Source organism: Aquimarina litoralis (assembly GCF_019295435.1).
GTDB lineage: Bacteria > Bacteroidota > Bacteroidia > Flavobacteriales > Flavobacteriaceae > Aquimarina > Aquimarina litoralis_A.
The window spans coordinates 39,807-64,501 of record NZ_WEKL01000022.1 but is presented as its reverse complement, the minus strand read 5'-3'; the positions used below and the strand labels follow the sequence as shown (position 1 = coordinate 64,501).

Annotated in this window: 20 protein-coding genes; 9 read left to right on the top strand and 11 right to left on the bottom strand. The window is 31.6% G+C overall.

Annotation, left to right across the window (positions count from 1 at the left end; translation table 11 throughout):
• Window positions 1-17: 17 nt before the first annotated feature.
• From GBO31_RS13025 to GBO31_RS13015, 3 genes are all read right to left on the bottom strand, one after another.
• Entirely contained in the window at window positions 18-1,337 is a 1,320-nt protein-coding gene (locus GBO31_RS13025) for a tetratricopeptide repeat protein (RefSeq protein WP_219008793.1), read from the bottom strand.
• Window positions 1,338-1,372: 35 nt separating this feature from the next.
• Entirely contained in the window at window positions 1,373-3,157 is a 1,785-nt protein-coding gene (locus tag GBO31_RS13020; RefSeq protein ID WP_219008792.1) for a type VI secretion system Vgr family protein, read from the bottom strand.
• Window positions 3,158-3,378: 221 nt separating this feature from the next.
• On the bottom strand, window positions 3,379-4,587 hold the full coding sequence (locus GBO31_RS13015) for a hypothetical protein (RefSeq protein WP_219008791.1): 1,209 nt from the start codon (window positions 4,585-4,587) through the stop codon (window positions 3,379-3,381).
• 161 nt (window positions 4,588-4,748) lie between these two features.
• On the opposite strand from GBO31_RS13015, the gene GBO31_RS13010 reads away from it, so the two are divergent.
• Both GBO31_RS13010 and GBO31_RS13005 read left to right on the top strand, forming a co-directional pair.
• A complete protein-coding gene (locus GBO31_RS13010) occupies window positions 4,749-5,321 on the top strand; it encodes an RNA polymerase sigma factor (protein ID WP_219008790.1) in 573 nt (190 codons plus the stop codon).
• Window positions 5,318-6,040: a tetratricopeptide repeat protein gene (locus GBO31_RS13005; protein WP_219008789.1), complete on the top strand. Its 723-nt coding sequence runs from the start codon at window positions 5,318-5,320 to the stop codon at window positions 6,038-6,040. The genes GBO31_RS13010 and GBO31_RS13005 overlap by 4 nt, the downstream gene beginning before the upstream one ends.
• On the opposite strand, the gene GBO31_RS13000 is transcribed toward GBO31_RS13005, so the two are convergent.
• From GBO31_RS13000 to GBO31_RS12985, 4 genes are all read right to left on the bottom strand, one after another.
• Entirely contained in the window at window positions 6,041-8,815 is a 2,775-nt protein-coding gene (locus tag GBO31_RS13000) for a CHAT domain-containing protein (protein WP_219008788.1), read from the bottom strand.
• A 9-nt stretch (window positions 8,816-8,824) separates the two neighbouring features.
• On the bottom strand, window positions 8,825-9,427 hold the full coding sequence (locus GBO31_RS12995; protein WP_219008787.1) for a hypothetical protein: 603 nt from the start codon (window positions 9,425-9,427) through the stop codon (window positions 8,825-8,827).
• 1,035 nt (window positions 9,428-10,462) lie between these two features.
• Window positions 10,463-10,939: a hypothetical protein gene (locus tag GBO31_RS12990; RefSeq protein ID WP_219008786.1), complete on the bottom strand. Its 477-nt coding sequence runs from the start codon at window positions 10,937-10,939 to the stop codon at window positions 10,463-10,465.
• 1 nt (window position 10,940) lies between these two features.
• Window positions 10,941-11,513, bottom strand: a complete 573-nt coding sequence (locus GBO31_RS12985; protein WP_219008785.1) for an RNA polymerase sigma factor — start codon at window positions 11,511-11,513, stop codon at window positions 10,941-10,943.
• A 130-nt stretch (window positions 11,514-11,643) separates the two neighbouring features.
• On the opposite strand from GBO31_RS12985, the gene GBO31_RS12980 reads away from it, so the two are divergent.
• The 7 genes from GBO31_RS12980 to GBO31_RS12950 all read left to right on the top strand — a co-directional run bounded on the left by GBO31_RS12980 (window position 11,644) and on the right by GBO31_RS12950 (window position 18,425).
• On the top strand, window positions 11,644-11,982 hold the full coding sequence (locus GBO31_RS12980; protein WP_219008784.1) for a DUF6249 domain-containing protein: 339 nt from the start codon (window positions 11,644-11,646) through the stop codon (window positions 11,980-11,982).
• Between the two features lie 254 nt (window positions 11,983-12,236).
• The gene (locus GBO31_RS12975; protein ID WP_219008783.1) at window positions 12,237-13,955 is read left to right on the top strand and encodes a serine hydrolase domain-containing protein; all 1,719 of its coding nucleotides are present in this window, start codon (window positions 12,237-12,239) and stop codon (window positions 13,953-13,955) included.
• A gap of 140 nt (window positions 13,956-14,095) precedes the next feature.
• Complete coding sequence (locus tag GBO31_RS12970; protein WP_219008782.1) at window positions 14,096-15,223, top strand: trypsin-like peptidase domain-containing protein; 1,128 nt, start codon at window positions 14,096-14,098, stop codon at window positions 15,221-15,223.
• Window positions 15,224-15,570: 347 nt separating this feature from the next.
• The gene (locus GBO31_RS12965; RefSeq protein ID WP_219008781.1) at window positions 15,571-16,635 is read left to right on the top strand and encodes a serine hydrolase domain-containing protein; all 1,065 of its coding nucleotides are present in this window, start codon (window positions 15,571-15,573) and stop codon (window positions 16,633-16,635) included.
• A 254-nt stretch (window positions 16,636-16,889) separates the two neighbouring features.
• Window positions 16,890-17,276, top strand: coding sequence for a hypothetical protein (locus tag GBO31_RS12960; RefSeq protein WP_219008780.1), 387 nt, complete (start codon window positions 16,890-16,892; stop codon window positions 17,274-17,276).
• 91 nt (window positions 17,277-17,367) lie between these two features.
• Window positions 17,368-18,018: a hypothetical protein gene (locus tag GBO31_RS12955; RefSeq protein WP_219008779.1), complete on the top strand. Its 651-nt coding sequence runs from the start codon at window positions 17,368-17,370 to the stop codon at window positions 18,016-18,018.
• Between the two features lie 218 nt (window positions 18,019-18,236).
• Window positions 18,237-18,425, top strand: coding sequence for a hypothetical protein (locus tag GBO31_RS12950; protein ID WP_219008778.1), 189 nt, complete (start codon window positions 18,237-18,239; stop codon window positions 18,423-18,425).
• An 81-nt stretch (window positions 18,426-18,506) separates the two neighbouring features.
• Here GBO31_RS12950 and GBO31_RS12945 read toward each other — a convergent pair whose 3' ends face one another.
• The 4 genes from GBO31_RS12945 to GBO31_RS12930 form a co-directional block, all read right to left on the bottom strand.
• A complete protein-coding gene (locus tag GBO31_RS12945) occupies window positions 18,507-19,091 on the bottom strand; it encodes a hypothetical protein (protein WP_219008777.1) in 585 nt (194 codons plus the stop codon).
• 1,324 nt (window positions 19,092-20,415) lie between these two features.
• Window positions 20,416-20,643, bottom strand: coding sequence for a hypothetical protein (locus GBO31_RS12940; RefSeq protein ID WP_219008776.1), 228 nt, complete (start codon window positions 20,641-20,643; stop codon window positions 20,416-20,418).
• Window positions 20,644-20,682: 39 nt separating this feature from the next.
• Window positions 20,683-23,679, bottom strand: coding sequence for an immunoglobulin-like domain-containing protein (locus GBO31_RS12935; protein WP_219008775.1), 2,997 nt, complete (start codon window positions 23,677-23,679; stop codon window positions 20,683-20,685).
• 148 nt (window positions 23,680-23,827) lie between these two features.
• Complete coding sequence (locus GBO31_RS12930; RefSeq protein WP_219008774.1) at window positions 23,828-24,652, bottom strand: T9SS type A sorting domain-containing protein; 825 nt, start codon at window positions 24,650-24,652, stop codon at window positions 23,828-23,830.
• Between the last annotated feature and the right edge of the window lie 43 nt (window positions 24,653-24,695).

Sequence of the window (24,695 nt, the reverse complement as noted above, 5' to 3'; positions counted from 1 at the left end):
ATTTCCTATTCCAGAATTTATATAGAGTTGGTTTGAGGTTTTGGCGCTTTTCCATATTGATAGATGGTATCTTCCCATTTTTCTCCAAAAATGGGAGCTAAATCCTGGTCCATCTGTTCTGTACTTAGGAATTCTCTTCTGGTCGAGCTACCCAGTAATTTTTTTATCACATAGGGAAATGTTGAATTTCTAAGCACATCAGGAGCAAGTTTCTCATGTAATTGATAAGCCTTTATATAATATTGAACGGCTTCCTTATGATCAAATAATTTTTCGCACATCCAGCCACATAATCGTAGAGATTCACAATGCAGTAAGTGATCTTCGCAGTGTTCATAGGCTTCTGCTGCTATGATGTAATCATCTAAGGCCTGGCTTCTTTTTTTCTTTACATTATACATCCCACCTCTACCAATATGAGCTTGTCCAATTAATCGATAGGACATTGACGGATCGAGTAAGCCTCTCGTTAACAATGCAGCTTCTACTGCTTTTCCTGCGAAATAAATAGCGTCATTGTATTGTTTGTAGCCTATCTGATCACTATAGAGAATCGTATAGATGGTAACAATCTGTGAAAGCCAATTAGGATCTGTTTTAAGTTCTTTGGCGGCAATTTCTAAACATTTTTCTGCGTATCGTTTTGTTTTATCCTTTTTACGGTTTTTAACCGCATTCATGAGTTTAATCAAATTTGTACGATACGGAGTCGTAGGTTTACTGGGATCAAGTCCCATAGCTAACTCTTCGATGGCATCGTCCATAGAAAGATTAGGTTTTAGCGTATACACTTCTTGGGGATATTGTTTAGATAGCTTATCATATATTCTAAAGTCTTCGCTGTCATCAATCCCAATAATTACATGTTCTTCTATGGAAGTCTGTAGCACATGATGAAACCATGTATATGCTTGTTTGCTGTCTGCGCCATGCATTCTGATAACCACACTGACTTTAATATCTTTTTTGGCAACTAAATAATTAGCCAGGCTGTTTAAGTTTTTGATGAATATCTGGCCATGGTTATTTTCACTTCCTAAGGTATAATCCGGTTTCCATTCTATGGTTTTGAAATTAAATGATTCAGGGATTTCTGCTTGGTTCCATAGCACTATTTCTTTTTCGATTTCTTCTACTAATTCTTTTCCGAAATTTTCTAGGTTTGAGAAAGGCTGTTCCAATAGTAAAACGAGATCTTCTTGCTCAGTATCCAGTGCAAGCATGAATTTGCAAAAAGCATTGATCATTTCCTCTTCGTTACTAGCATAAAGGATCCGAACAATTTTAACATTGGGTGTGTTGATAGCTATGGCCCATTTCTGAAGCAACTGTAGCATACGACCTTGTATTGGGTTATTTCCTTTCATTATTCTTAATTGAGTTTAATAATAGTACCTTCTACAGAGGTTACCCCAGAGGAAGAAATTGTTGATTTTGCTAACCCATTGATATAGATTTCTTTATCGCTATTTACATTCACTGCCGTTTTACCTGTAAGAACTACTTTATCATCACTAGAAACGTTTGTTGAGTTAGCCCCGTCAATAACTACCGCCTTACCACCGATCTTAACTTTTGATCCATTGACGCTTACAGAGCTGGAACCACTGATACTGACTTTTTTTGAAGAAATGCTGATGCTATCAGGAGCACTTATGGCAATGGATTTGTCAACGGTATCTAATACTATAGAATTACCATTTTTGTCCGTTATGGATATACTCTCTCCTCCATCTTGATCAGAAAAAGAAATAGTGTGACCACCTCGTGTACGAATGGCTTTAATATCATTTTCAGCTGTTTCCCAACCTTCATCTGGTTTGCCATTACCAGTGTACATTGCACCCATTACAAAGGGTCGTTCTGCATTTCCCCCTTCAAATCCAATGATGACTTCTTCATCTTTTTCAGGAATAAAATGAAAACCTTTTTCACCTCCTGCATGTGGAGTCATGATTCGAAGCCATGGCGTCATCTCTCCCGTTACTTTCTGCCAGAAAAACTGAACTTTGATTCTACCCAATTTATCCGGATCTGCATTTTCTTTGACAATAGCAATCTGAGATTCACTTTTTGGAAAAGCACTCATATCAGTTTTAGGATATACGTCCAGATCTATTGTAACGCCTACAAATTGATTTTGATACCGTCCACTCTCTGTACAATTATGGATAACTTGTGTAATGCGAAAATTTCCATGATATGTATTTTGTTCTTTTATTTTTACAACTTGGCCTACTGTAACACCTGGATTATCACAAACACCTTGTATCAATACTTGGCGGCTTTCAATAGCTTTTTTCTGATGCTCTACATAGGTGTTTAATCGCGGTCTTAGTTCTGTGTCAATAAGCGAATTGACAAATACATTGGTTTCTTTGGGAAAGAGCTCTTCACTTTTATTACTGGTATATCCGTTAAACCCATTCGCTCCAGTGCTTATTTCTTGGCTAGCAACTTCATACTGTTCATCTGCCAAATAATCATTTGTGAAATAGTTAAATTTGTTAGGGATAGGGTGTAGTTTTAGCGAAAATTCCTGTAAATCAAAACCATAATGTAGCTCAACGGGATCACCATCTTCGGGTTGTCCAAAAACCAGTTTTTTCCCATCATAATAGAACCATTCACTATATTGTGCAGCTAATCTGCTGGCATATTCAAAAGAACTTTCATTATGCTGTACACTGTAATGTATGTTTTGCCCATTTTGAGGATTAAAATCAGTCTCCAATTTAGCACGGTCATATCCATTAAAAGTATTATCTAGTATTTCGGATAACCCAACATCACTATAGGAGCTGTAGTGTGGACCATCGTCAGCAATAATGGAACAGCTTTGTGCTTGAAATGAAATAATATCGCCTCCCTTCTGATGAAACCCTTTAATATTCTGGACATAGGTAACTACACCTTTGAATTCTAATTCTTCGTATCCAGAACTATCATCTATTGATGCTATTTTTAAGACTATAGTTTCTCCTAAAAATTTTTTAGTTTCTAAAGCAAGTTCATCGCCAAGCCCCTCAAGTACGTCCATTCTACAGACCAATTCTAACTCATGATGAGCATCTATATGTTGTTTTAATGTTAGTCTTTTAAAAGAATCGATTGGTTTTCCACCAATAAATATCTGTGTGTTTGATTGTAATGCCATTTCTAGTTGTTTTAGTTTAAATGGTATAACCTATTTCCTGTATATGATAGTGATAGCAAAATGCTAACATTTTACACTATGAGTATTACACATCTAAATTGTTCCGATATGATTTCAGAAAAAATATTTAAGAATAATACTGTTGTATGATCTCATTGAAAAGAGATTAAGTAAAGGCAGAAACAACCGAGATCAAAAAGACTTCGGTTGTTTAATTTTTTCTATTCGTACTTAATATTTCTATTAACTAGATTATTAAACATATTACCTGATTCAATAAGGGTTGTATTGGTATCTACTAGAATTCCATATCCAGCTCCATCTGAAATTTGGCAGTTCCTAATGGTTGCTCTACCTAGATCTACTGTCTTAAAAATTGTAATATTCGATTTATCATTTACCCAAATATTATCTGCGGGATCGCTTCCTGCATAAGATATTTCACAATGTTCAAGAATATTTAGTACACTTTCTGATTTAAATCCAATACCTTTCCAGGAAGGTGAAGAAGTAACTGTACCAGTAAAAACAATTTTTTCACTACCAGTACCTATAGCATTTAAAGAACCGTCATTGTCAACCATAAAAACTGTACTGGGTTCGAAAGTCAATCTTGCATTCGGTTTAATAGTTAGATCTTTTTCGATTTCTATATCACCTACTATATTAAAATGTATCCCTGACCATGTATGACTACCTGTTTCATCTAAATCAGACCTTCGTATTTCAACTCCATCAAATTCATTACTTCTATATGTGCTGTTTTCATCTATAGCGCGAACATGATTTGCACTGCAACTTAATGCAGGACCTGAATTATTTTCGAATTGGTTATCTTCAAAATCCTGTAAAGTAGTCTTATTCTCAGCAAATAAACCATAACCATCGTTATTTTTAATAATTGAGTTTTTAAGACTTAATTTTCCGTTTATCGTACTATTTATGATGACAATCGCGCATTTCTCTCGATTCCAAACAGGCTCTACCGGAGCATTTCCTGCATCAGAGATAACAACATAATTTAATTCATTGCGTATATCACTAGACTTAAATGCGATTCCTTTCCAAAATCCTATTATAGATTCTTCTCCCATAAAATTAATTGGTAATGTACTGGTCCCAATTGCGGAGAGAGCTCCTTCATTGTCAACAGAAATTGAGGCACTTGCTTTAAAAATAATAGTTGTACCCTCTTCAATTGTCATAAGAGCGTTTAGTTCAAGATCACATTCAATAATATAATCAACCCCATCTGAATGATTGGTCAAAATAATATCCTCATCATATGAGCACGCTAGAGTTTGAGCATTTACCATATCCTCTCCTTCTATATCAATTACTATTCCTGATGAATCGTCATCCTCACTCCAACAGCTTGCTAGTAATAAACTAAATAATAATCCCTTAATTAATAATTTGATTTTTTTCATGATTTTTAATGTTTAAAAAATTGAATTATGACATTTAATAACTCTGCTGTAGAAAGGTTAACATCTTTGAAAAATATTTTAATGAAATACAATATGAGAGTTCAAAAAATAAAAGTTAAATTTGAGAGAGTATGTTAACCTTTTAGTAACCAAATTATTAAATGCGTAAAACCAAAACCATTACACTTGATGATTTAAAACAAGGTTCTGATGCTGTACTTAAGCAGGTTTATGAAGACAACAGAGATAAATTCATCAATTTTGCTAAACGGTATAACATCTCTGATGATGACATTCTTGATGTGTATCAAGATGCATACATAGTGTTCTATGACAATGTAATGAACGGTAGAATTCAAAACTTCACAAGCACTATTTCTACGTATGTTATTAGTATTGGTAAATACATAATATTAGATAAACTGAAGAAAGCTAATAGAACGGTGAATCCTGATTTTGATATATCCTTAGTGAGACCAAAAGAAGAGCTAATAGATCATTTGGATATTGATACAGAAGAGTTGACAAAAGAGCAACAATTATTATATCAACATTTTAATACCTTAGGTAAGAAGTGTAAAGAATTACTGGATCTTTTTTATTATCGTGGGTTCACAATTGGAGATATTCTGGAATTGAAAATTTACAATAGTGAGAATGTGATAAAAAGTACTAAATCTCGTTGCCTAAAAACATTAAAAGAACGTATTGAAGAGCGTATACTTAACACATGAATAAAGACGACTTATTATATAACTATTTTGCCAATAGCTTAACCAAAGCTCAAGAAGAATTATTTAATAATTTACTAGCTACCGATGCCGAATTTAAAGCTCAATTTGAATATGAAAGCAATGTAAAACGTGTTACAAAAGAAAAAAGGAATCAAGATTTAAGAGCCAAATTAAACACCTTTGAATCCGACATCAAGAAGAAAAAGAAGGAGTCAACTTCATCTGGTTTTTTATATTGGAAAATAGCCGCATCGATTGCATTGCTGCTATCTGCAGGATGGTTTGGTTATCAATATTTCTTCGGAATTGATTATGAAAAGCTATATAGTGCAAATTTTGAAATATATCCAAATACGGAGTATGATCTTGAAAGAAGTACTGAAGAAAATTCGTTAGAACGAGAAGCTTTTTTAGCTTATGGAAAAGAAAAATATCAAAAAGCAATTACCAAATTTAATGCTGCCACTCCAAAAGAATATTTTCCCTTTTACATAGCACAATCATATACAGCACTGAATAAGTATCAAAAAGCTAAAGAGTTATATGTAAGTATAATAAAAAAAGATCAACGATTTGTAGCTGAAGCACATTGGTACCTGGCGTTAATATATCTACATGAAAGAAATAATGTTGAAGCTCGTAAGCATCTTAAAATCATAATTAACAACTACAATTACAATAAAGAAAAGGCTATAACTTTATATGAAAAATTGAAGTAATTAAATAGAGAACCTTGATCTCTTCCTTAAAGAAAAAGCTAAAAGTAATCCGAATAAGAACAATATGATAACAATTAAAACCCAAACCTCTGAATTATTAGATACTAAAGGATCGGTATTTCCAGATACTATAAACCCAGACCAGTAGTAAGGATGTGAAAACTTAATGTCTTTGTGTTTTGAAATAAAATCTATTTTAGCTTTTCGTAACGCTTCATTTTTAGAAAACCCTTTGGAAAGATACGAATAATACATATCCATTAATTCTGAGGACGAGCCGTCATTAACTTTCCACAAAGTACTTGTTATACTTGAAGCCCCTGCGTAAAAAAAACTTCTAGACAAGCTCAAAAATCCTTCCCCCTTTTTCAGTTTGCCAATTCCTGTTTCGCAAGCACTTAATGTGACCATATTTGCATTAACCTGAGTATTGTAAATATCACTTACATAGAGTAGGTTTTCATCACCTCTATCAGAAAAGGCAAGATAAGAATACTCTGGATTCACATCATTAAAAAAAGCATGTGTTGCCAAATGAATGACATCAAAATCTCTCATATTAGATGTGAAGTTTTGTAGTGACGCATCCTCATTTTGATATAAATCTCCTTTAAAATGGTTTAATATCGATGCTGCTTCTCTTGTATTATAAATAAGGGGTAATAGCTTATTTCTATTTGCTGAAATCTCGTGAGTACCTTCAAAACTAGGAGCGAATGCAAGTACTTCCTGATTATTTTCTTGTTGCTTTAAATTTGCCAAAAGCGTAGCCGAATTTATATAACTGATACTTTTGTCTTCGATTACATATCGAATTGTTTTATCCCTGGTATTTAAACTTTCAAATGGCACAAAATGTAAAGGTCCATCTGGCATAATTATCAAGTGTTCTTGCTGTAAATCCTTAATAAAAGGTTTTAGAATTAAATCATAAACATACTTTGTTTTTCTCGCTAATAAAGAAGTATCTGATTTCGAATTACTAAATAAGTTATAAATTTCTTTGATATCCTTTTCAAAAGAATCTGGAATTTCGATTCTATCCAGATTTTTATACTCTTTTCCAATGCTAATCACATATATTGCTTTATCACCATAGAAATAAGAAATCATGGTCTGATTCTCAGAAAGAGATTTCTGAATAGTACTAAGATCGCTTACCTGGGTATTATATTTTAAATCGTAATATTTTTTGTAGTTTTTTTCTAAGGTGTCTATAAAGGATCTATGTTTTCGTTTTACTTCAAACAATTCATTTTTTAATCTATCACTTGGTTTTTTGTTGATACGCTTTTCTAACTTTGTAATCTTAACTTTTAATTGTTTCTCTTTTTCAATTAAATCTTTCGGAATCCCTACAAAATTATTAGCTTTAGAACTTAGTAAGGTCTCTAACAACAAAGAACTCTTACTCTTTTCTGAGTAATAAAATGCTTTCTTAATATATTTTTCGTCTTTAGTATCATCATATAGATTATAAGTTGCTTCTAGTGCATTCTCAAACATTAGGAATGTATCTGCCATTAAGGAAAGTTTATCGGTATGCACTCTAAATGTAGGTCTAATCTTATCCAACATTGAAATTGAGCTATCTGCTACTTCTAGGGATTGCTTATAATCTGATAATTTGTTGAATACGTCTATCTTATTTTTTAATGTTTTTAAAATCAATCCTTGATCAATATTAGACAATACTTTATCTTTCGAAAAACTCTCAATTACCTTATCAAAACTTTTTGTAGCCCCATTTAAGAAATTAAATTTCTGGTGTAACTTTCCCAATAAATAGTGGGATTCAGAAACCTCATAATGCGACTCGTTTTTCCATTTGTTTTTGATAAACTCCGCATTCTTGGTTAATGCCAGTAAAGCATTGTTATAATCATTTTGTTGTTCAAAAACCTTAGAATTCGCTTTATAATAATGATCATACATTGGGTGGCTCTCAGAAAACTCTTCCTTTATTAGATTAAGATAGTATCTCGCACTATCCAATTTCTGAAGTTTCAGGTAATTTTCTATCAAGTGTTCATAAGCTACAAGAACCCTATTATTAGACTTTTTCGTAAGTTTTCTGTAGAATGGTAAACATTTTAGAATGTATGAATTGGATTTCTGATAGTTTTTATTAAACCTATATACATCAGCAATATGCATCAGAGTGCTAAAAGCCAAGGATTTATTTTTAGTTTTAGAATTAGCTAATCGTAAATTTTTCTTATAATATTCTAAGGCTTGATTATATTTCTTTTCTTCGGCATGAATAGCTCCCACATATATGTTGCTTTCTATCCATAAATGTAGAAAGTCTTCCGAAAGGATTGAGTCAGGCAATTTTTCACAAACAGAAATAACTTTTTCAAAAAAAAATTTAGACTTATCATACTCCTTAATTTCATCAAAGTATTGTCCTTTAGTATAGTTGAATTGACATTGACGCTTTATTCGATTATCTAACCTATCAAAAGCATTTTTAAAAACAATAGTCAGCGAGTCAAGAACATCAATGTTCAGTTTAATTTGTTCTAAATCTTCATAATTACTAGCATCCCACGAATCTACTATATAAGCTTCATATAGATTTGAAATATCAGAATTTTTTAATGCCATTAATTTAACCTTATCTAAATAATAGGTAACAGAATCTCTATCATTAAAATAAAAATCATAAGCTTTTTCTAGATGATATTGGATTTCTTTTTGAGAAAATTCTTTTTGAGAAAAAATATTAAATGAGAAAAAAAAGCTAACTATTACAAAAAAAATATACTTCATAAGAACTATTTATTTTTGTAATTGATTAAATTCTTTCTTCACAAATTCAACATTTGATATTGTAAATCTTTCTATCTTATTATTTGGAAGTTTTTCTTCAATCGTGATATCATATCGAATATTTGTCTTTAAAAAGTTTGTGTTTTTATTAATTGACTCACCTAATTTGAGGTTGCTAAGTTTTACTTTATCAAATGCTATATTAGTTATTTTCCCCGTTTGTTTCTCTTTAAATGTAATCGTATACGGGTTTGGTGCAATACCAGGATTTGTAAGTAAAATATGTGTAAAAAGATACGATGGACAACTAGAAGGCATACATTTTCCTGGGGGGGGTACACTTTTAGCAAGACAATTTATAGGTTCGGTACACGCGGAAGGACACATGTTCCCGATTTTTTTACAATCTACATCAAATCTTTCTTTTATACTTGTTAACTCTTCTTCATCGGGTTGTTCTTGTTCAAGACTATCGATTAGTGCTTTTTGAGAAGCTAGATACATAAGTTTCAGATCATCAATACTTGTAGTATTTTTATAGGGGTCACAAGAGATAGATATGCTTGCTAATAGAACTAAAATTTTGCTGTAACATACTATTTTACATTTCATAATCAATTGGTTTTAAGATTAATTCTCCAATTAATAATTGAAGTCCAATAAAGTTAACATTTCTTATTAAGTTTTATATGAATATTCTCAATAATTAGATCATTTAAATCATTCAACATCTTTATAAACAGAATTTTAAGCCTCTAAATAAAAATCTTTTATAGAAGAATTAATGTATTCCTTGAAAAGAATATCTGGAAAAACTATATACTAAAAAAAGCAGGATAAAATTGTCAAGCTTAATTAAAAAAATGTCATGAACATAGCAGTCCTATCCTTGGACTTTAGGGTTATGAATTAGATGAATACCTATACTTCACAATTTATATTATTAATAGCTATGCTTTAAGATTTATAAGTCTAGAGGTTTAATCTGATGAAAATTTATTTTTGTGTTTGTAAATTAAACTGAATATTATGTCAAATAATGATTTTTCAAATCATTTGATAATCTGATAATTAAATCAACATCTTGTTCGAAAAAGTTTGAACTATTTCCCGTTGAGGTCACAATACTAAATAATCCCTTGAAAATCAATAGGTTTTATGGGATTGTTGATTTTAAATAATTAGTTAAGATGTTGAAAATCAGAGTTAATAAGTTCGAATCCTGTCTGGGGCACTAAATATTGTAAATCCCTTTTAAATACTAGTGTTTACAATGTATTTTTTTATGAAATTTGCAAGAATATATAATTTACTGATATTCAATAACAAAAAGTTTGAACTATTCATCTAGGTAAAGTAGGAAAAGGTTTACTGAAATTTATTAATAAGACTGCATAAGGATAAAAAAATATCATTTTGGATACATGATTTTATTAATGGAAGTAGACAAACGAATATATCCACTAATTAAAAAAGTATATTCCGGATAGGAGTAGACTTAACCCTTTTTTCGTTAATAAAAATTTGTTTTTAGATAMTCTGAGCATAAAAAGATTCGATGAAATATTTATATGACTTCCTACCTGATTTAAGTATTGGATAAAAGTAGAAAATCAGAGCTATTTGAAAAAACATTGAATTTATATACTATTCACTTAATGACATGTTCTTTTTAATAATGGAATCTAGTAGGATCAAAATAGTCAAGACCATCATACTAATCCAAAACACTTTTGGTATATTATATAATGCTTGAAACCATTCTACATTGAAAAAGGATTCATCGGATAAATAAAGTACGTTAAAAAAAAGCGCATCAATTACTAAAAAAAGATAACCTATAATTAATATGCTTATTGCCATAGTTTTTAAAGATACTATTGGCTGTAAAGCTGGTTTTTTAGCTCTATCCTGTATTTCTCTCATTGTTTTAATCGAAAAATCACTTGGTGCCAACGGCAATAGGTTTCTTCCCAGATTTTTTTCTGATATTATTTCTATCTTTTCATCCAATGTAGATTCCTCACTTAAGAAGGTGATCACATTTTCTGTAAAATCTGGACTTGGAGTATCTAATTGTACAGATTTGATAAACTTGATAAGAAGTTCGTCCTTTCTTTTCATCCTATAAAATTGAACTTGTATCCCCATTTAGCAAGATATTAAGCTTTTTTCGTATTTTTTTTCGAGCCCTAAATAGCTTCACTTTCACATTGGTGACAGATAAGCCTGTGATGGAGCTAATTTCCTCCACGGTGTTTTCGTCAATATAAAACAAGGTTACCAAAAGTCCTTCTACAGCTGGTAAAGAGTCGATAGCAATTTTAATAAATTTCTGCTGCTCTCCTATTTTAAGATCTTCAATTTGCGAACTGGAATTCGTCTGAAAATTCTTTTCGTCATTTGTTTCTATAGACCTAGTATCAATCTTGTTTTTTCGTTTATGATATAGTGCCGACCGATATGTTATAGTGTATAACCAAGTTGAAAATTTGGACTCAAACTTGAACTCTCCTATATTCTGATAAGCTTTTATAAAACTTTCTTGGGCGACATCTTCAGCATCGATAGTGTTACCTATAATTTTTAAAGCTAATGCATATACCATGTCTTTATGTTTTTCTACCAGATAAGAAAAGGCGGTCAGGTCTCCTTTTTTTACTTTATCAATATATATTAAGTCGTTTTTAAAACCCATCTTATATTTAAGATGCAAGTTTTTAAGATCACGTTACAGTTTCGGATCATATTAATTAAAAAGTTTACAAGTTTATGTAACCTGAATCGTCATTCTTGCATCACATTAATAACAATAAAAATTATTTGTAATGAATGGAGATATTATAGTACCAATAACATTTATAGTTTCGATTTCTGGACTTATTTATCTCTATCTGAAGACGAGACATCGAGAACGTATGGCTATGATTGAAAATGGTGTGTCCGCAAGTTCACTGTATAATAAAACCAAGATCTTAGCAATAACTTTAAAAATTGGAATGGTCAGTGCTGGAATTGGTATTGGTATTTTAATTGGGAATTTTGTCAATTATTTATTTACAGTAGAGGATGCTAATGTATTCTATTTTGCATTCACATTTATATTTGGTGGATTAGCACTTATATTGAACTACAGAATTGAAAAAAACAAGATAGACGACTATTAAAGTGGTAAATATATTTTGTGTATTCTATTCGATATACCTAAAAACTCGAATTATTCCACAGAGCTTAATTGATAATCAAGAAATACAATCCTAGTATAAGGGAAAACTTAGGGGAATTATTTTGATATCAAGATTCGGCAATAGTGTTTTGATATTCACAAATAGCGAAAAAGAGCATTGAATTTATTAAGAATTAGACCTAAAGTTATTAGATACCTGTACCAAAATAATTGAAAGAATTTAAAAGTAATAAAATGATAAACAAACAATTTAGACAACTCCTTTTTGTAACACTTTTTGTATTACAAAACGTAATGATTAATGCTCAACATAATAAGGGTATTGATAAGATTGATAAGTTAATGGAGCAGGAAATAAATCATCTTTTTAAATCTTGGGATATAGATGATACTCCAGGAGCTACTGTAGCTATTATAAAGAACAATACCATTGTATTTAAGGGAGTATACGGTTTTGCAAACCTTGAATTTGGTATAAGAAATACCCCATCAACCCTTTTCAATATTGCTTCGAATTCAAAACAATTCACGGCATATGCCCTCTTAAATTTGGTGGAGGAAGGAAAAGTTGCTTTAGATGATGATATTAGAAAGTATATTCCAGAATTACCAGATTTTGGAAAAACTATTAAAGTGAAGACATTAGCACAGCATACCCATGGTATAAGAGGTATCACTTATTTATTAGGTATGGCTGGTTGGAACATTGAAGATGTGATTTCTAGAAAAAACGTTTTAACACTACTTAGTCAGCAAAAAGAGTTGAACTTCACTCCTGAGACAGATTTCTCTTATAATAATTCTGGTTATATGCTATTGGCAGAATTAATCGAACGTGCATCTGGGAAACCTTTTCATCAATATCTAAATGAAATCATTTTTCTTCCATTAGAAATGAAAAACACTGTTTTGTTTGAGAATAATGAGAAAATCATTCCTAACCTCGCAAGTCCATATTTCTTTGATGGCAAGAGCTATAAGAAAGGTATAAGAAACTCAAAAGATATCGTTGGAAATACTGGCATACGCACAAGTATTGAAGACTTGAGCAAGTGGGTCATTAATTTCGAAAGACTAAAAATTGGGAGTAAAAAGCTCTTTGATAAATTAGCTAATACCGTGATTTTGAAAAATGGTGATACTTTGAGCTACGCTTTTGGGCAGAGAGTATCGAGATATAAAGGCAGAAAAGTCATTAGTCATGGTGGAGCCGATGCTGGCTATAGAAGCCAAATTTTAAGATTTCCTGACGAAAAATTATCCATTATTGTTCTCACAAATGATGGATCATTGAATGCAGATGAAAAGGCTTATACCATTGCGGATATTTACCTAGATAATAAGCAAACATTTGGAGGTAGAAAGTCTATTGATACTATACAGAAACCATCAAGAGCTGTTGCTAAAGAAACATTAAAAAGATATGTGGGTAAATTTGAGCTGCAACCAGGTTTCATAATGGAATTCAATGAAAAGGAAGAACAACTGTACATAACAGCAACTGGACAGGGTACACTTCCTTTAGAAACCATTAATGAAAAACAGTTTCAAATTAGAAGAATAAGTGCCACAATTACCTTTGTGAAAAATAAAAATGGTGATTTTGATACGTTGATTTTTAATCATAATGGTCAAAATTCCAGAGGCAAAAGAATAAAATATCATGTGGACAATTCAAAACTTCAAGAATATACAGGTTTTTATTATAGTCCTGAACTGCGTACTACTTATGAATTAATTCTTGAAAATGGAAATTTGATTGCTAAACATCAACGGCAAGAAAAAACAACATTGTCTCCCTTAGATCATCATAAATTTTCAGGTGATACTTGGTTTTTTGGAACACTTTTATTTGAGGAAAAGGATAATAAGATTAAGGGCTTTATTGCTACTACAGATAGAGTTGAAAATTTAGTATTTAACAAGGTATATCAACCTTTTACCTACCAATAAAATTTGTCTATACAAAAATACAAGACAAATAGAATTCATAAAACTAAACCTCAAAATTAATAACTAAGTGTATTTCTTTAATATTTGATATTCTTTTAATAGTAACTAATAAAATGATAAAATATTCAATTTCTTAAAACATGAATAAACTTAAAATTTTCCTGTTAACCATTATTTTTACAAGTTGCGCAGTAAATCCTCAAGAATCTTGGATTGATCAACCAAAAGAACAATGGCCAGCAATTGCAATGATAAATAATGTAGAATATAAAAATGGGGAAAGCTATATCCATTCTTCTTTTGAATATGCTGGAACAGGATTTCTAGTCGACACAGGATCTGATACCTTGGCTGTAACTGCTAAGCATATACTTTGGATTGCTAAGACTAAATCGATGAATTCTGTAGATTTACAAGGAAACTTGAAAAAATGGATAATGCATCCCAAAGGCAACCCTAAAGACTCTGTTGTTATTACGAAACTCATAAATACAGACTCTTCTGAAATACTTAATGGACCTAAATCAACAATTACTGAACGTGATTGGATTGTTTTTGAAACAGGATATATTTCTCCTAAGATAAAACCTTTAAAACCCAGATATAATGAGGTTAACATTGGCGAAAGTGTTTATTATTTTGGATGCCCATATAAAGATAAAAAATGTGTAATAAAAGAAGGTGAAATATTAGAAATCGAAGGTAGTAGAATTGTGTTTTCATCAAAAGCGGAAGCTAATATAGCTGGTGCTAGCGGTTCTCCAATTGTGGATCAAAATGGGTTATTAATAGGAATTGTAGGAGGTTCTGCAACAGCTAAATCTACTGGAGCAAATGCTATATATGGTACTTCTACGAAGTATCTTAAAAAAATTCTTACCAAAGAACAACCATTAAACGTTCCTCTCATTTCTGTTGGAAATGTTATAAAAAAAGTAATTCTTCAAGAAGGGTTAGATGCGGGTATCCAAAAGTTCAATATTTTGAAAAAAAATAAGGATAACTATTTTATATATAATTTTTCACCGGAAAAGATTAATGCATTGGCGGATGAATTTATTGAAAATGAGGATTATGATACAGGTATTGGACTTTATGAATTAAGTATTAAAGAACTTTCACTTACTGGGACTTATACCAAATTGGGGAATGCCTATCTAAAAGTTGATAAAAAAAACAAAGCAATTGACGCTTTTAAAACTGCAATCAAATTATGGCCTGATAATGAAGAAGCCATTAACAGACTAAAAAGACTAGACGAAAATTGAAACAAGTCCTTAATAATATTTTTTAGTTCAAGTGTTTTAATTGTTATGGTAACGTCCAGAATTGGATGGAAAATATTATTTTACTATTTCTTTTTGTAAAGAGCACTTTAGGGGGGAAACTTATAGTTTGAGGGGGCATAAAAATTATATAGGTATTGTGTACTTTGAAAGTTTTTTGAATTTCTAATCTGTTGCATACTTAAAAATGTTCTTAGTACTTAATTGGGAATCAAATGTATCCAGATTCCTTGTAATTAGCTTTTAAAATTCAAAAAAAACTTTATTAGACTGTAACAATCTATTTTTTTCATCATCCTTATAAAATACTAATCCTTATAAACTAAATCATGAAAAATATCAGTCTATTAATTGCTCTAATTGTATCATCATCGATATTTTGCCAATCTAATGATTTCGAAAAGCCACTTCAAGATTATATCTTAAATCACTCATTTAATGGTAATATACTGATACAACAAAAAGACAGTATTATATTTTCTAAGTCATATGGATATGCAAATGAAGAATTTAAAGTGCCTAATAAACTGAATACCAGATTTAGGATAGCTTCCGTGACAAAACTATTTACCTCGGTTTTAATATACCAACTTGTCGAAGAGGGAAAAGTAAAATTAGAAGATAAAATTGGAAAGCATCTCCCAGAATATAATGGAGAAGCTAAAGATAAAGTAACAATATACCAATTGCTCACATCAACTTCTGGTTTGCAGGATTATGAAAATAAGGGTGATGAGGTATATGAAAAAAGACTAACGACTGACCAAATCGTGGATAATTATTGTTCTGGACCATTACAACATGTTCCAGGTGAAAAATTTAATTATAATAATGCTGATTTTGTTATACTTGGAAAGATTCTTGAAAGCATTTACAAAAAAACTTTTTATGAAATCCTTAGCCAAAAAATTATCAAACCTTTACATCTTACAAACACTGGTATGTTTAATTATTCAATCGTAGATAATTTAGCTCAATGTTATTGGTATAACGAAGAAACCAAAAAACTAGAACGAGATATTCCGTATTTTGTTGAGAATTATTATGCTGCAGGAGCAATGTATTCAGATGTAAAGGATTTGCTTACTTTTTCGAATTCACTTCATAAAGGGAAGTTAATAAGTAAAAATACTTTAAGAACACTTTTAACACCACAAAACAATGTTAAAGATCGTGATAATTATGCCAGTGGATTATGGGTTTATGAATATAACATATCCGATAAAGAAAAGCATAAAGCAGCTTCTAGACAAGGAAATATTTGGGGAGCAGAAGCTATGGTTTTAAAAATTTTTAATAATGATATTACTATAATAATATTATCAAATAACATTGGTGATCAGGGAATGTGGGATTTAGTTTGGAAAATTAAGCGTATTATTTACAAAAAGTAAATAAACTACAACACATTAATAATTCAAACAATTTTTGTGCTTTTAGTAGGTAAAATATTTAAGAAAATGAGTAATTGATAATCGTCTTATAATGTTAGATATAAGGAAGTTACAAAAGAATATGATTTATATTGTAAAATAAGTTTAGATTCGGCTCTATTACTAATTGAAAATGGGAAAAACATATAAACATTATGAATAAAAACTTTCTAATAATATTTTTAATAATATTTATCCCTGATTCTTTTGCTTGTATGTGTACAAAATTTTGGAATGAATGGAATGAGCAACAAACTTCTCAAATTATTGAAAGCAGTGATATTATTTTCATAGGTAAACTGATGGCGTCTTCAAATGATTGCTATGAATTTGAAGTTATTGATGTGTTTAAGGGGAGTGTAAATATAGGAGCAACTTTGGAGGGTTATTATCTTACATCTTGTTCTGGTTTACCAAATGTAAAAGGAAAATGGATATTTTATGGAAATTATAGATTAAGAAACGATAATAGAGTCTTAAATTATAGTCAATGTAGTCCTACAAGAAACTTAAGTAGAATTTCAAGAAAAAGAAAACAAGAATACCTAGATAAAGAACTTAAATTACTTAACACGTGTTTTGATAAAAACATAGTTCTATAATTAAAATTATAAATACCATAGCTCGGATTTTCTGCTTTTAACCATTGCCTATATCTGAGAGGAGGTCTGTCATGAGAATTAAAGTTTAAAAATGAAGAAAGATTTACTTTTTATTCTTTTATTGGTCATATTTTCTTGTAAAAATGAGCAATCTAAAATAACGAAACGTACACAGAACCACAGTCTAATTATTGAAGAGATTGGATCTATCAATGACAGATGGATTACAGGAAATGTTACTTATTGGATAAGAACGAAAGAGGACAGCATTTGGACTGATATTCAACCTAATGACACATTGACTTGCATTAAACCAGAGGATACGACAAAATACACTAAATTTTGGAGGCGTAATAAATTCAATTTGGTAATGAGTGACTACTTATCAATAGAAAAAAACTTATTACTCAATCCCTTTACTGAAAACAAAATTTCAGAAACAATTATATACTCAAGAAAAATAAATGAAAATGTAGAAACAAGAATTGGGTTAATATATAATTATAGTAATAAAACTAGTGAATCTTTTATCCTAGATTCAATACATAGAACTAAGAAAAAGAAAAATGAACTAAAATTAGATAACATGTCAAAACACCTTGAAAAAAATAGTGTATATCTATGTCAAACAGCTTTTAATGAAATTTCACGAAAAAAGTTTCCAAAATTGAATGCTTCATATCGTGCAATAAGTTTAGATTCTGCTCTATTAGTAATTAACAAATGGAAAAAACAATATTAATATGAAAAAGTATGTTTTAGCACTATTATCTATTTTATCTTTTAATTGCAATAAAAAAAATGAAAATCACAAGTCATAAAAGTACAGAAGGTAGAAAAACCTATATTCTATAGTATTCAAACTTTAATAGGATCAATATAGGAAAAATTAAGTCAAACTTTTTAATTCAAAATAAAAGGATTTTTCATACTCTTAGATATAATTATATAAATGTTAGAATGTTTGTTGATCCAATGCAAAAAGATGAAAAATGGCAGAAATTTCAAAAAGAACAATTTAATTCATCTATTCAACCGTATTATTATATTCTAAATCCTAGAGGAGAACAATTAGTTGATGGAATGGACATGAAAACCGCTAAGTTGAAACTAAAAGATGATTTGCTAAAATATAAGAAGAAAAACTAGTCAACATTGTATAATAATTCCCTTGCTTTTCTTTGGATAACAAGGATTATAAATAATTCGAATGGAATGAAAATGTTTAATTCAATTACAAATGATCTGATTTGCAGTAAACAATAAATCACCACTATTTTTCATTTCTCTTTTTGTTTGGGGCAGAAATTCATTCAAGCAATCGCCAAAATATTTTTTAATAATTTCGACACTCTTCTTTTTATTTCGATTTAGTTTAATAAAAACAATTTCATTTCCACTATTATCAAAGATGCCAAAATAATCCCTATAAAAGGTGCTATCACCTGACTTTTTCATTCTATATGTCACCCCTAAAGTATACTCATCATTTTTAGCTACTATTCGGAAAATATATGGGCGTTTTGCATTCGGATCCAATGGAAGATGAAGTTCATTTCGTATAACTATCTTTTTTACATTGGATTTTTTAATTTTCATATACTCCCCTTGTTTACCATTTTTATTAGGTCCTATTACATGAACATATTTACTAAAACTAGTCACTGTTTTACCCGGATGGAGTTCAATGAATTTCCCGTCTTTAGTTAATAAATAATTTTTTATTTCACTTTTTTCATTAACTGTTTGACCATAACAAAATGTGATAATCAGATTAGAAGAAAAAAATAGAAATAATTTAATTAAATATTTCATTGAAGGTTAGTGCATATTATTTTTCAAAAATAAATAAAACAACTTAAATTTATGAAGCGATTTTATTTATTTCTGTATGGTGAATTGATAAACTCTGCTAAAACATAGAAATGAACAACCAAAAAATGGTAATGGTTGAAAAAAAATAGAACTTCGGATAGATTAATTATCTAAAATTCTATTAAAAAATTAAGCAAAATTGTAATTTGAAAAAGTAAAACTCATTTACACTTGAAGCTGGTCTTTTTTACCCCGAAAGTGTGGTTTTTCTCTTTTTAAGTAATTGTAAGGTAGTTTATGATCTTTCTTAAACTATAATATATTTGCAAATTAATTTATTACTATGTCAAATACTTGTTTTTTAAATCCATTGATAATCTGATAATTAAGCTAGCATCTTCTTTCAAAAAGTTTGAATTATTTCTCTCCATGTTTACTAACTATTGCAAATCCCTTGTAAACACTGATATTTGCAAGGGATTCGTTTTTTGGATATAACTCGTGATAACATGCGAGTTTTTGATTTTTGTATCTAGAGGTTTAAACACCCCAGCTAGGTGTACTAAGAAAAGATTTACTTAAGTTTATTAGTGGGAGCAGGATTTGAACCTACGACCTTGATTTTATGAACCCTTAGGTTCAAGAATAGAGTAGAAGTGAAGTCACATCATTCTGGCTAATTTATACTAAGCAACTTTAAAGTGCTCTGCTAATTCTTTGATTTTCAACAATTCTTTTTCAAAAGGGTTCGACATATGTTCATTCTGGGTCACATCAAACAAGAAACCACGGCATTTGGCGTGGTTCTTTATTTATGGAAAAGCCAAACGTAGTTTGAAGCTTTGGAATAAAATAAAGAACTAGAGCGCTAGCTCGTGGTTTCTTATTTGGAGGAGTGAGCTTCAAGGGATCAACACAGTTAATCCAAAATGTGAATTGCAAACGTAGTTTGAAGCTTTGGAATAAAATAAAGAACTAGAGCGCTAGCTCGAGGTTTCTTATATGCAGGAGTGAGCTTGAAGGGATGAACAAAGTTAATCCCTCCACGATTACAAAACATTGCAAATCCCTTTTGAAAATTAGTATTTACAAGGGATTTGTTTTTAATTAACCATAGTTTTGCTAAAAACATTCTTATACAAAAAACTGCTCAAAATTAATTTTGAGCAGTCATCGTCATGAATTGCCAATTTGAATTTATATAAAGCCCCTTAATTCTCTATATAAGAACTAGCAATTTATTAGATTATCAAATCAAGCAAAAGATAATCGTAGAATGATATACAACAGTATTGTATAAAAAATTGTGAGGGTTACCTGTAACCTATATTTCAAGATTGTCTTCTTTTTTATCATAGGTTGTTTTTTTTAAATTGTTTAAATCATTTAAATCATTTTGTAGATTAGTTTCTATCTCTTCGAGCGATGCTAATTTTTCTTTTAATTGTTTTAATTTATTTTCCATAGATAGCAAAGAGTCTACAGTATTGTCCATTGAAACCGAACTGATAAAACGTAAAAACTTTTTTAAAAATTCTTGACTCTTTGCCATCTTGTTAATTTTTACTACATAAAACAATCATCAACTTGTTTACTTTTTAAGCACTCGTTTGATAGCATTTCCTTTCTCAGTAAAAATGTGCAGAAAATATACTCCAGCTCCAAATTCACTCATTTCAATACTATTATTAGCAGTTTCTAGTATCTTTTGTCCTGTGACGCTATAGATAATCACTTTTTTAACATCTAAAGAAATAAATAATCTATCAGTTGTTGGGTTCGGATATATTTCTAATCCATCAATCTCATTATCCTCTATCCCTAAAACAGAAGAAACGGTTACTGTTCTGATTATTTCTGCTGCTGCATTACCTGCTGCATCCATTACATTATAGGTAATAGTGTACGTTCCATCTACCGAAGTGTCTACTGGATTTACAACTACAATATTTGCAGTAATATCTCCATCTAATGAATCACTTGCTGTTGCTCCAGCATCTGTATAAACTTCTCCTTGCGCTATTTCTAATGGATTATCTCCTAATAAGGTAATCACTGGAACAGTAGTATCTTCTACGGTAACTTCTCTGGTAACTTCTATAGCTGTATTTCCTGAAGAATTCGTTACGTTATAGGTAATGGTGTACACTCCAGGTACAGCCGTATCTACTGGATTTACAGTAACAATATCTGCTGTGATATCCCCATCTACAGAGTCGCTTGCTGTAGCTCCTGCATCCGTATAGGTAGTTCCTGCTTCTACAGTTACTGTTGCATCACCTGATAATGTTATTACTGGTACAGCTGTATTTACTATGGTTACTTCTCTAGTTACTTCTACAGCTGCATTTCCTGCTGCATCGCTAACATTATAAGTTACTGTATATACTCCTAGTACAGCAGTATTCACTGGATTTACAGTAACAATGTCTGCTGTGATATCTCCATCTAATGAATCAGATGCTGTAGCTCCGGCATCCGTATAGGTAGTTCCTATTTCTACGGCTACTGTTGCAGAACCAGATAATGTAATTACAGGAATAGTTGTATCTGACACCGTTACTTCTCTAGTTACCTCCAGCGCAGCATTTCCAGCAGCATCGCTTACATTATAGGTAACAGTGTACACTCCTGGTACGGAAGTATCTACTGGGTTTACAGTAACGATAGCTGTTGTGATATCTCCGTCTAAAGAGTCAGATGCTGTTGCTCCTGCATCTGAATACGTAGTTCCTGCTTCTACAGTCGTAGTTGCATCTCCTGTTAAACTAATCACCGGGATAGTTGTATCTGCTACCGTCACTTCCCTTGTTACTTCTATAGCATCATTCCCTGCTGCATCACTTACATTATAAGTAACAGTATACACTCCAGGAACAGCTGTATCTACCGGATTTACAGTAACGATGTCTGCTGTAATATCTCCATCTAGAGAGTCACTCGCTGTTGCTCCTGAATCGGAATAGGTAGTTCCCGCTTCTACAGTCACAGTCGCATTTCCTGTTAAACTAATCACAGGTATGGTTGTATCTGAAACAGTTACTTCTCTTGTAACTTCTACAGCAGCATTCCCTGCTGCATCACTTACATTATAGGTCACCGTATACGCTCCTGGTACGGATGTGTCTACTGGATTTACAGTAACAATAGCTGCTGTAATATCTCCATCTAGAGAGTCACTCGCTGTTGCTCCTGCATCTGAATATGTAGTTCCTGCTTCTACAGTTACAGTCGCATCTCCAGTTAAACTAATTACAGGAATAGTTGTATCTGCTACCGTTACTTCTCTTGTTACTTCAATAGCAGCATTTCCTGCTGCATCACTTACATTATAGGTCACCGTGTATACTCCTGGAACTGTAGTATTCACTGGATTTACTGTAACAATGTCTGTTGTAATATCTCCATCAAAAGAATCACTTGCTGTGGCTCCGGCATCGGAATAGGTAGTTCCTACTTCTACAGTCACCGTTGTGTCTCCTGCTAAACTAATCACAGGAATGGTTGTATCTGCTACAGTCACTTCTCGTGTTACTTCTATAGCATCATTTCCAGCAGCATCACTTACGTTATAAGTAACAGTATATACTCCTGGAATAGAAGTGTCTACGGGGTTTACCGTTGCAATGTCTGCTGTAATATCTCCATCTAAAGAATCGCTTGCTGTTGCCCCTGCGTCTGAATAAGTAGTTCCTGCTTCTACGGTTACTGCTGCATCTCCAGTTAAACTAATGACAGGAACCGTAGTATCTGCTACCGTTACTTCTCTGGTAACTTCTGTGGCAGCATTCCCAGAAGCATCACTTACATTATAGGTAACGGTGTATACTCCTGGAATAGAGGTGTCTACTGGGTTTGCCGTAACAATATCAGCTGTGATATCTCCGTCGATATCATCCGTTGCTGTTGCTCCTGCATCAGAATAGGTAGTTCCAGCTTCAACAGTCACCGTTGCATCTCCTGTTAAACTAATTATAGGTGCCGTAGTGTCCACAACTATAGTAGCTCCAGAAGAATCGAAGGTATCATTGGTAATTTGAACTCCAGGGTTGTCTGTACAATCTGGAAAACCAAATGTTGTAGGACCACAAGCAGTAAAGAACTGATCTAAAAATACAGCTCCAGTTTCAAAGGTGATCATAGGTTCCTCATTGATATCCGCATATTTTATTTTAATACTAAATAAATGTTTAGGAGTACTGGTTACATTATTATCAGTAATTGCGCCACTACTTAAACCTTGCTGGAAGGAGGTAGAAACTCTGGAACTAGTATTGTCGTTAGCAATAAAAGAACTATATGCAGGCAATACATACACTTCTGCCAAAATAGAACCATCAGGTTGTAAATATTCGAAATTATTATTGGCATCAATATTTTCACCAAAAGCAGCCGTATTGTAGTTAAAATAGATTTGTCCAGAACCGAGTTTGAAATCAGATGTAGATGCTATGTAAATATCAGCTTCATAAAAGTCATCCGTTCCATCATTGGTGTTTCTAGCATTCTCAAAGGTGAATGTAATGTCCTGTGCGCCGACTATTGTAGTAAGTAGCATCAGTAGGGTTAAAAGGGTATTTTTTTTCATGTCTTTTTAGGTTTAATTTTATTATAAGTAGTTGTTATGACCTTACATTTTGGCAAATAGCTCCCTATTAGCTGCGCTATGGGGTATGGGTAAAAGCGGAGTACTGCAGCTAATAAAAGGATACTATGTTGCCTGCGATATCTTTTGGTTATTCCTTAATCAGCTTGTAACTTTTTTGAGAGTTTTGACTATCTACTTGTACAAAGTACACACCAGTTTGTAGTTGTGAAATATTAATGGTGTTCTCCAGTGAATGACTAGATAGCATTTGTACTAATTTGCCATTGGTATCTGTAATACGGATATCTGTTGTGGTATTCCCTAAACCCTGTATTAAAAAATGTTGTTTTGCCGGATTAGGATATAAACTAACTGCTGCGATCTCTTGCTCTTCGATATTTAAAGTTTGTAAAGAAGCACCACTGGAATCGTAAGTGTCATTCATTAATTGTTTACCAGGTAAATTAGCACAATCAGGGAATCCAGCTTTAACACCAGTTTTGAGCATGCTTCCGCATGCAGTAAAAAACTGATCTTGATACATCACTCCTTCTTCAAAAGCAATCATAGGATCTTTAGTTGCGTCTACATATTGTAATTTGATATGAAATAAAGGCTTAGAAGCTGTAGTTACATTTTCTTTGTTGATAGACTCTGCACTCACTCCTTGTTGGAAGGCAAAAGAAACTCTATTATTAGTATTGTCATTTTGGATAAAGCTTTTATAGGCTGGTAATGTATAATTTTCGCCTAAGATATAACCAGGTTCATACGCATATTGAATCCCACTATTTTTTGAAATATTAGCTCCAAAAGCTTCTGGATTGTAGGTTAGGTAGATTTGGCCAGATCCTAATTTGAAGCCTTCTGAAGCTTCGATCATAATATCAGCTTCATAATAGTAATTTCCATTTTCGATACTTTTTTGAGCATTGGCAAAGGTAAAATGAATGTCCTGTGCTTGAATTGTCATACTAGTAAGTACTAGTAGAACCAAAAATTGTAGTTGTTTATTT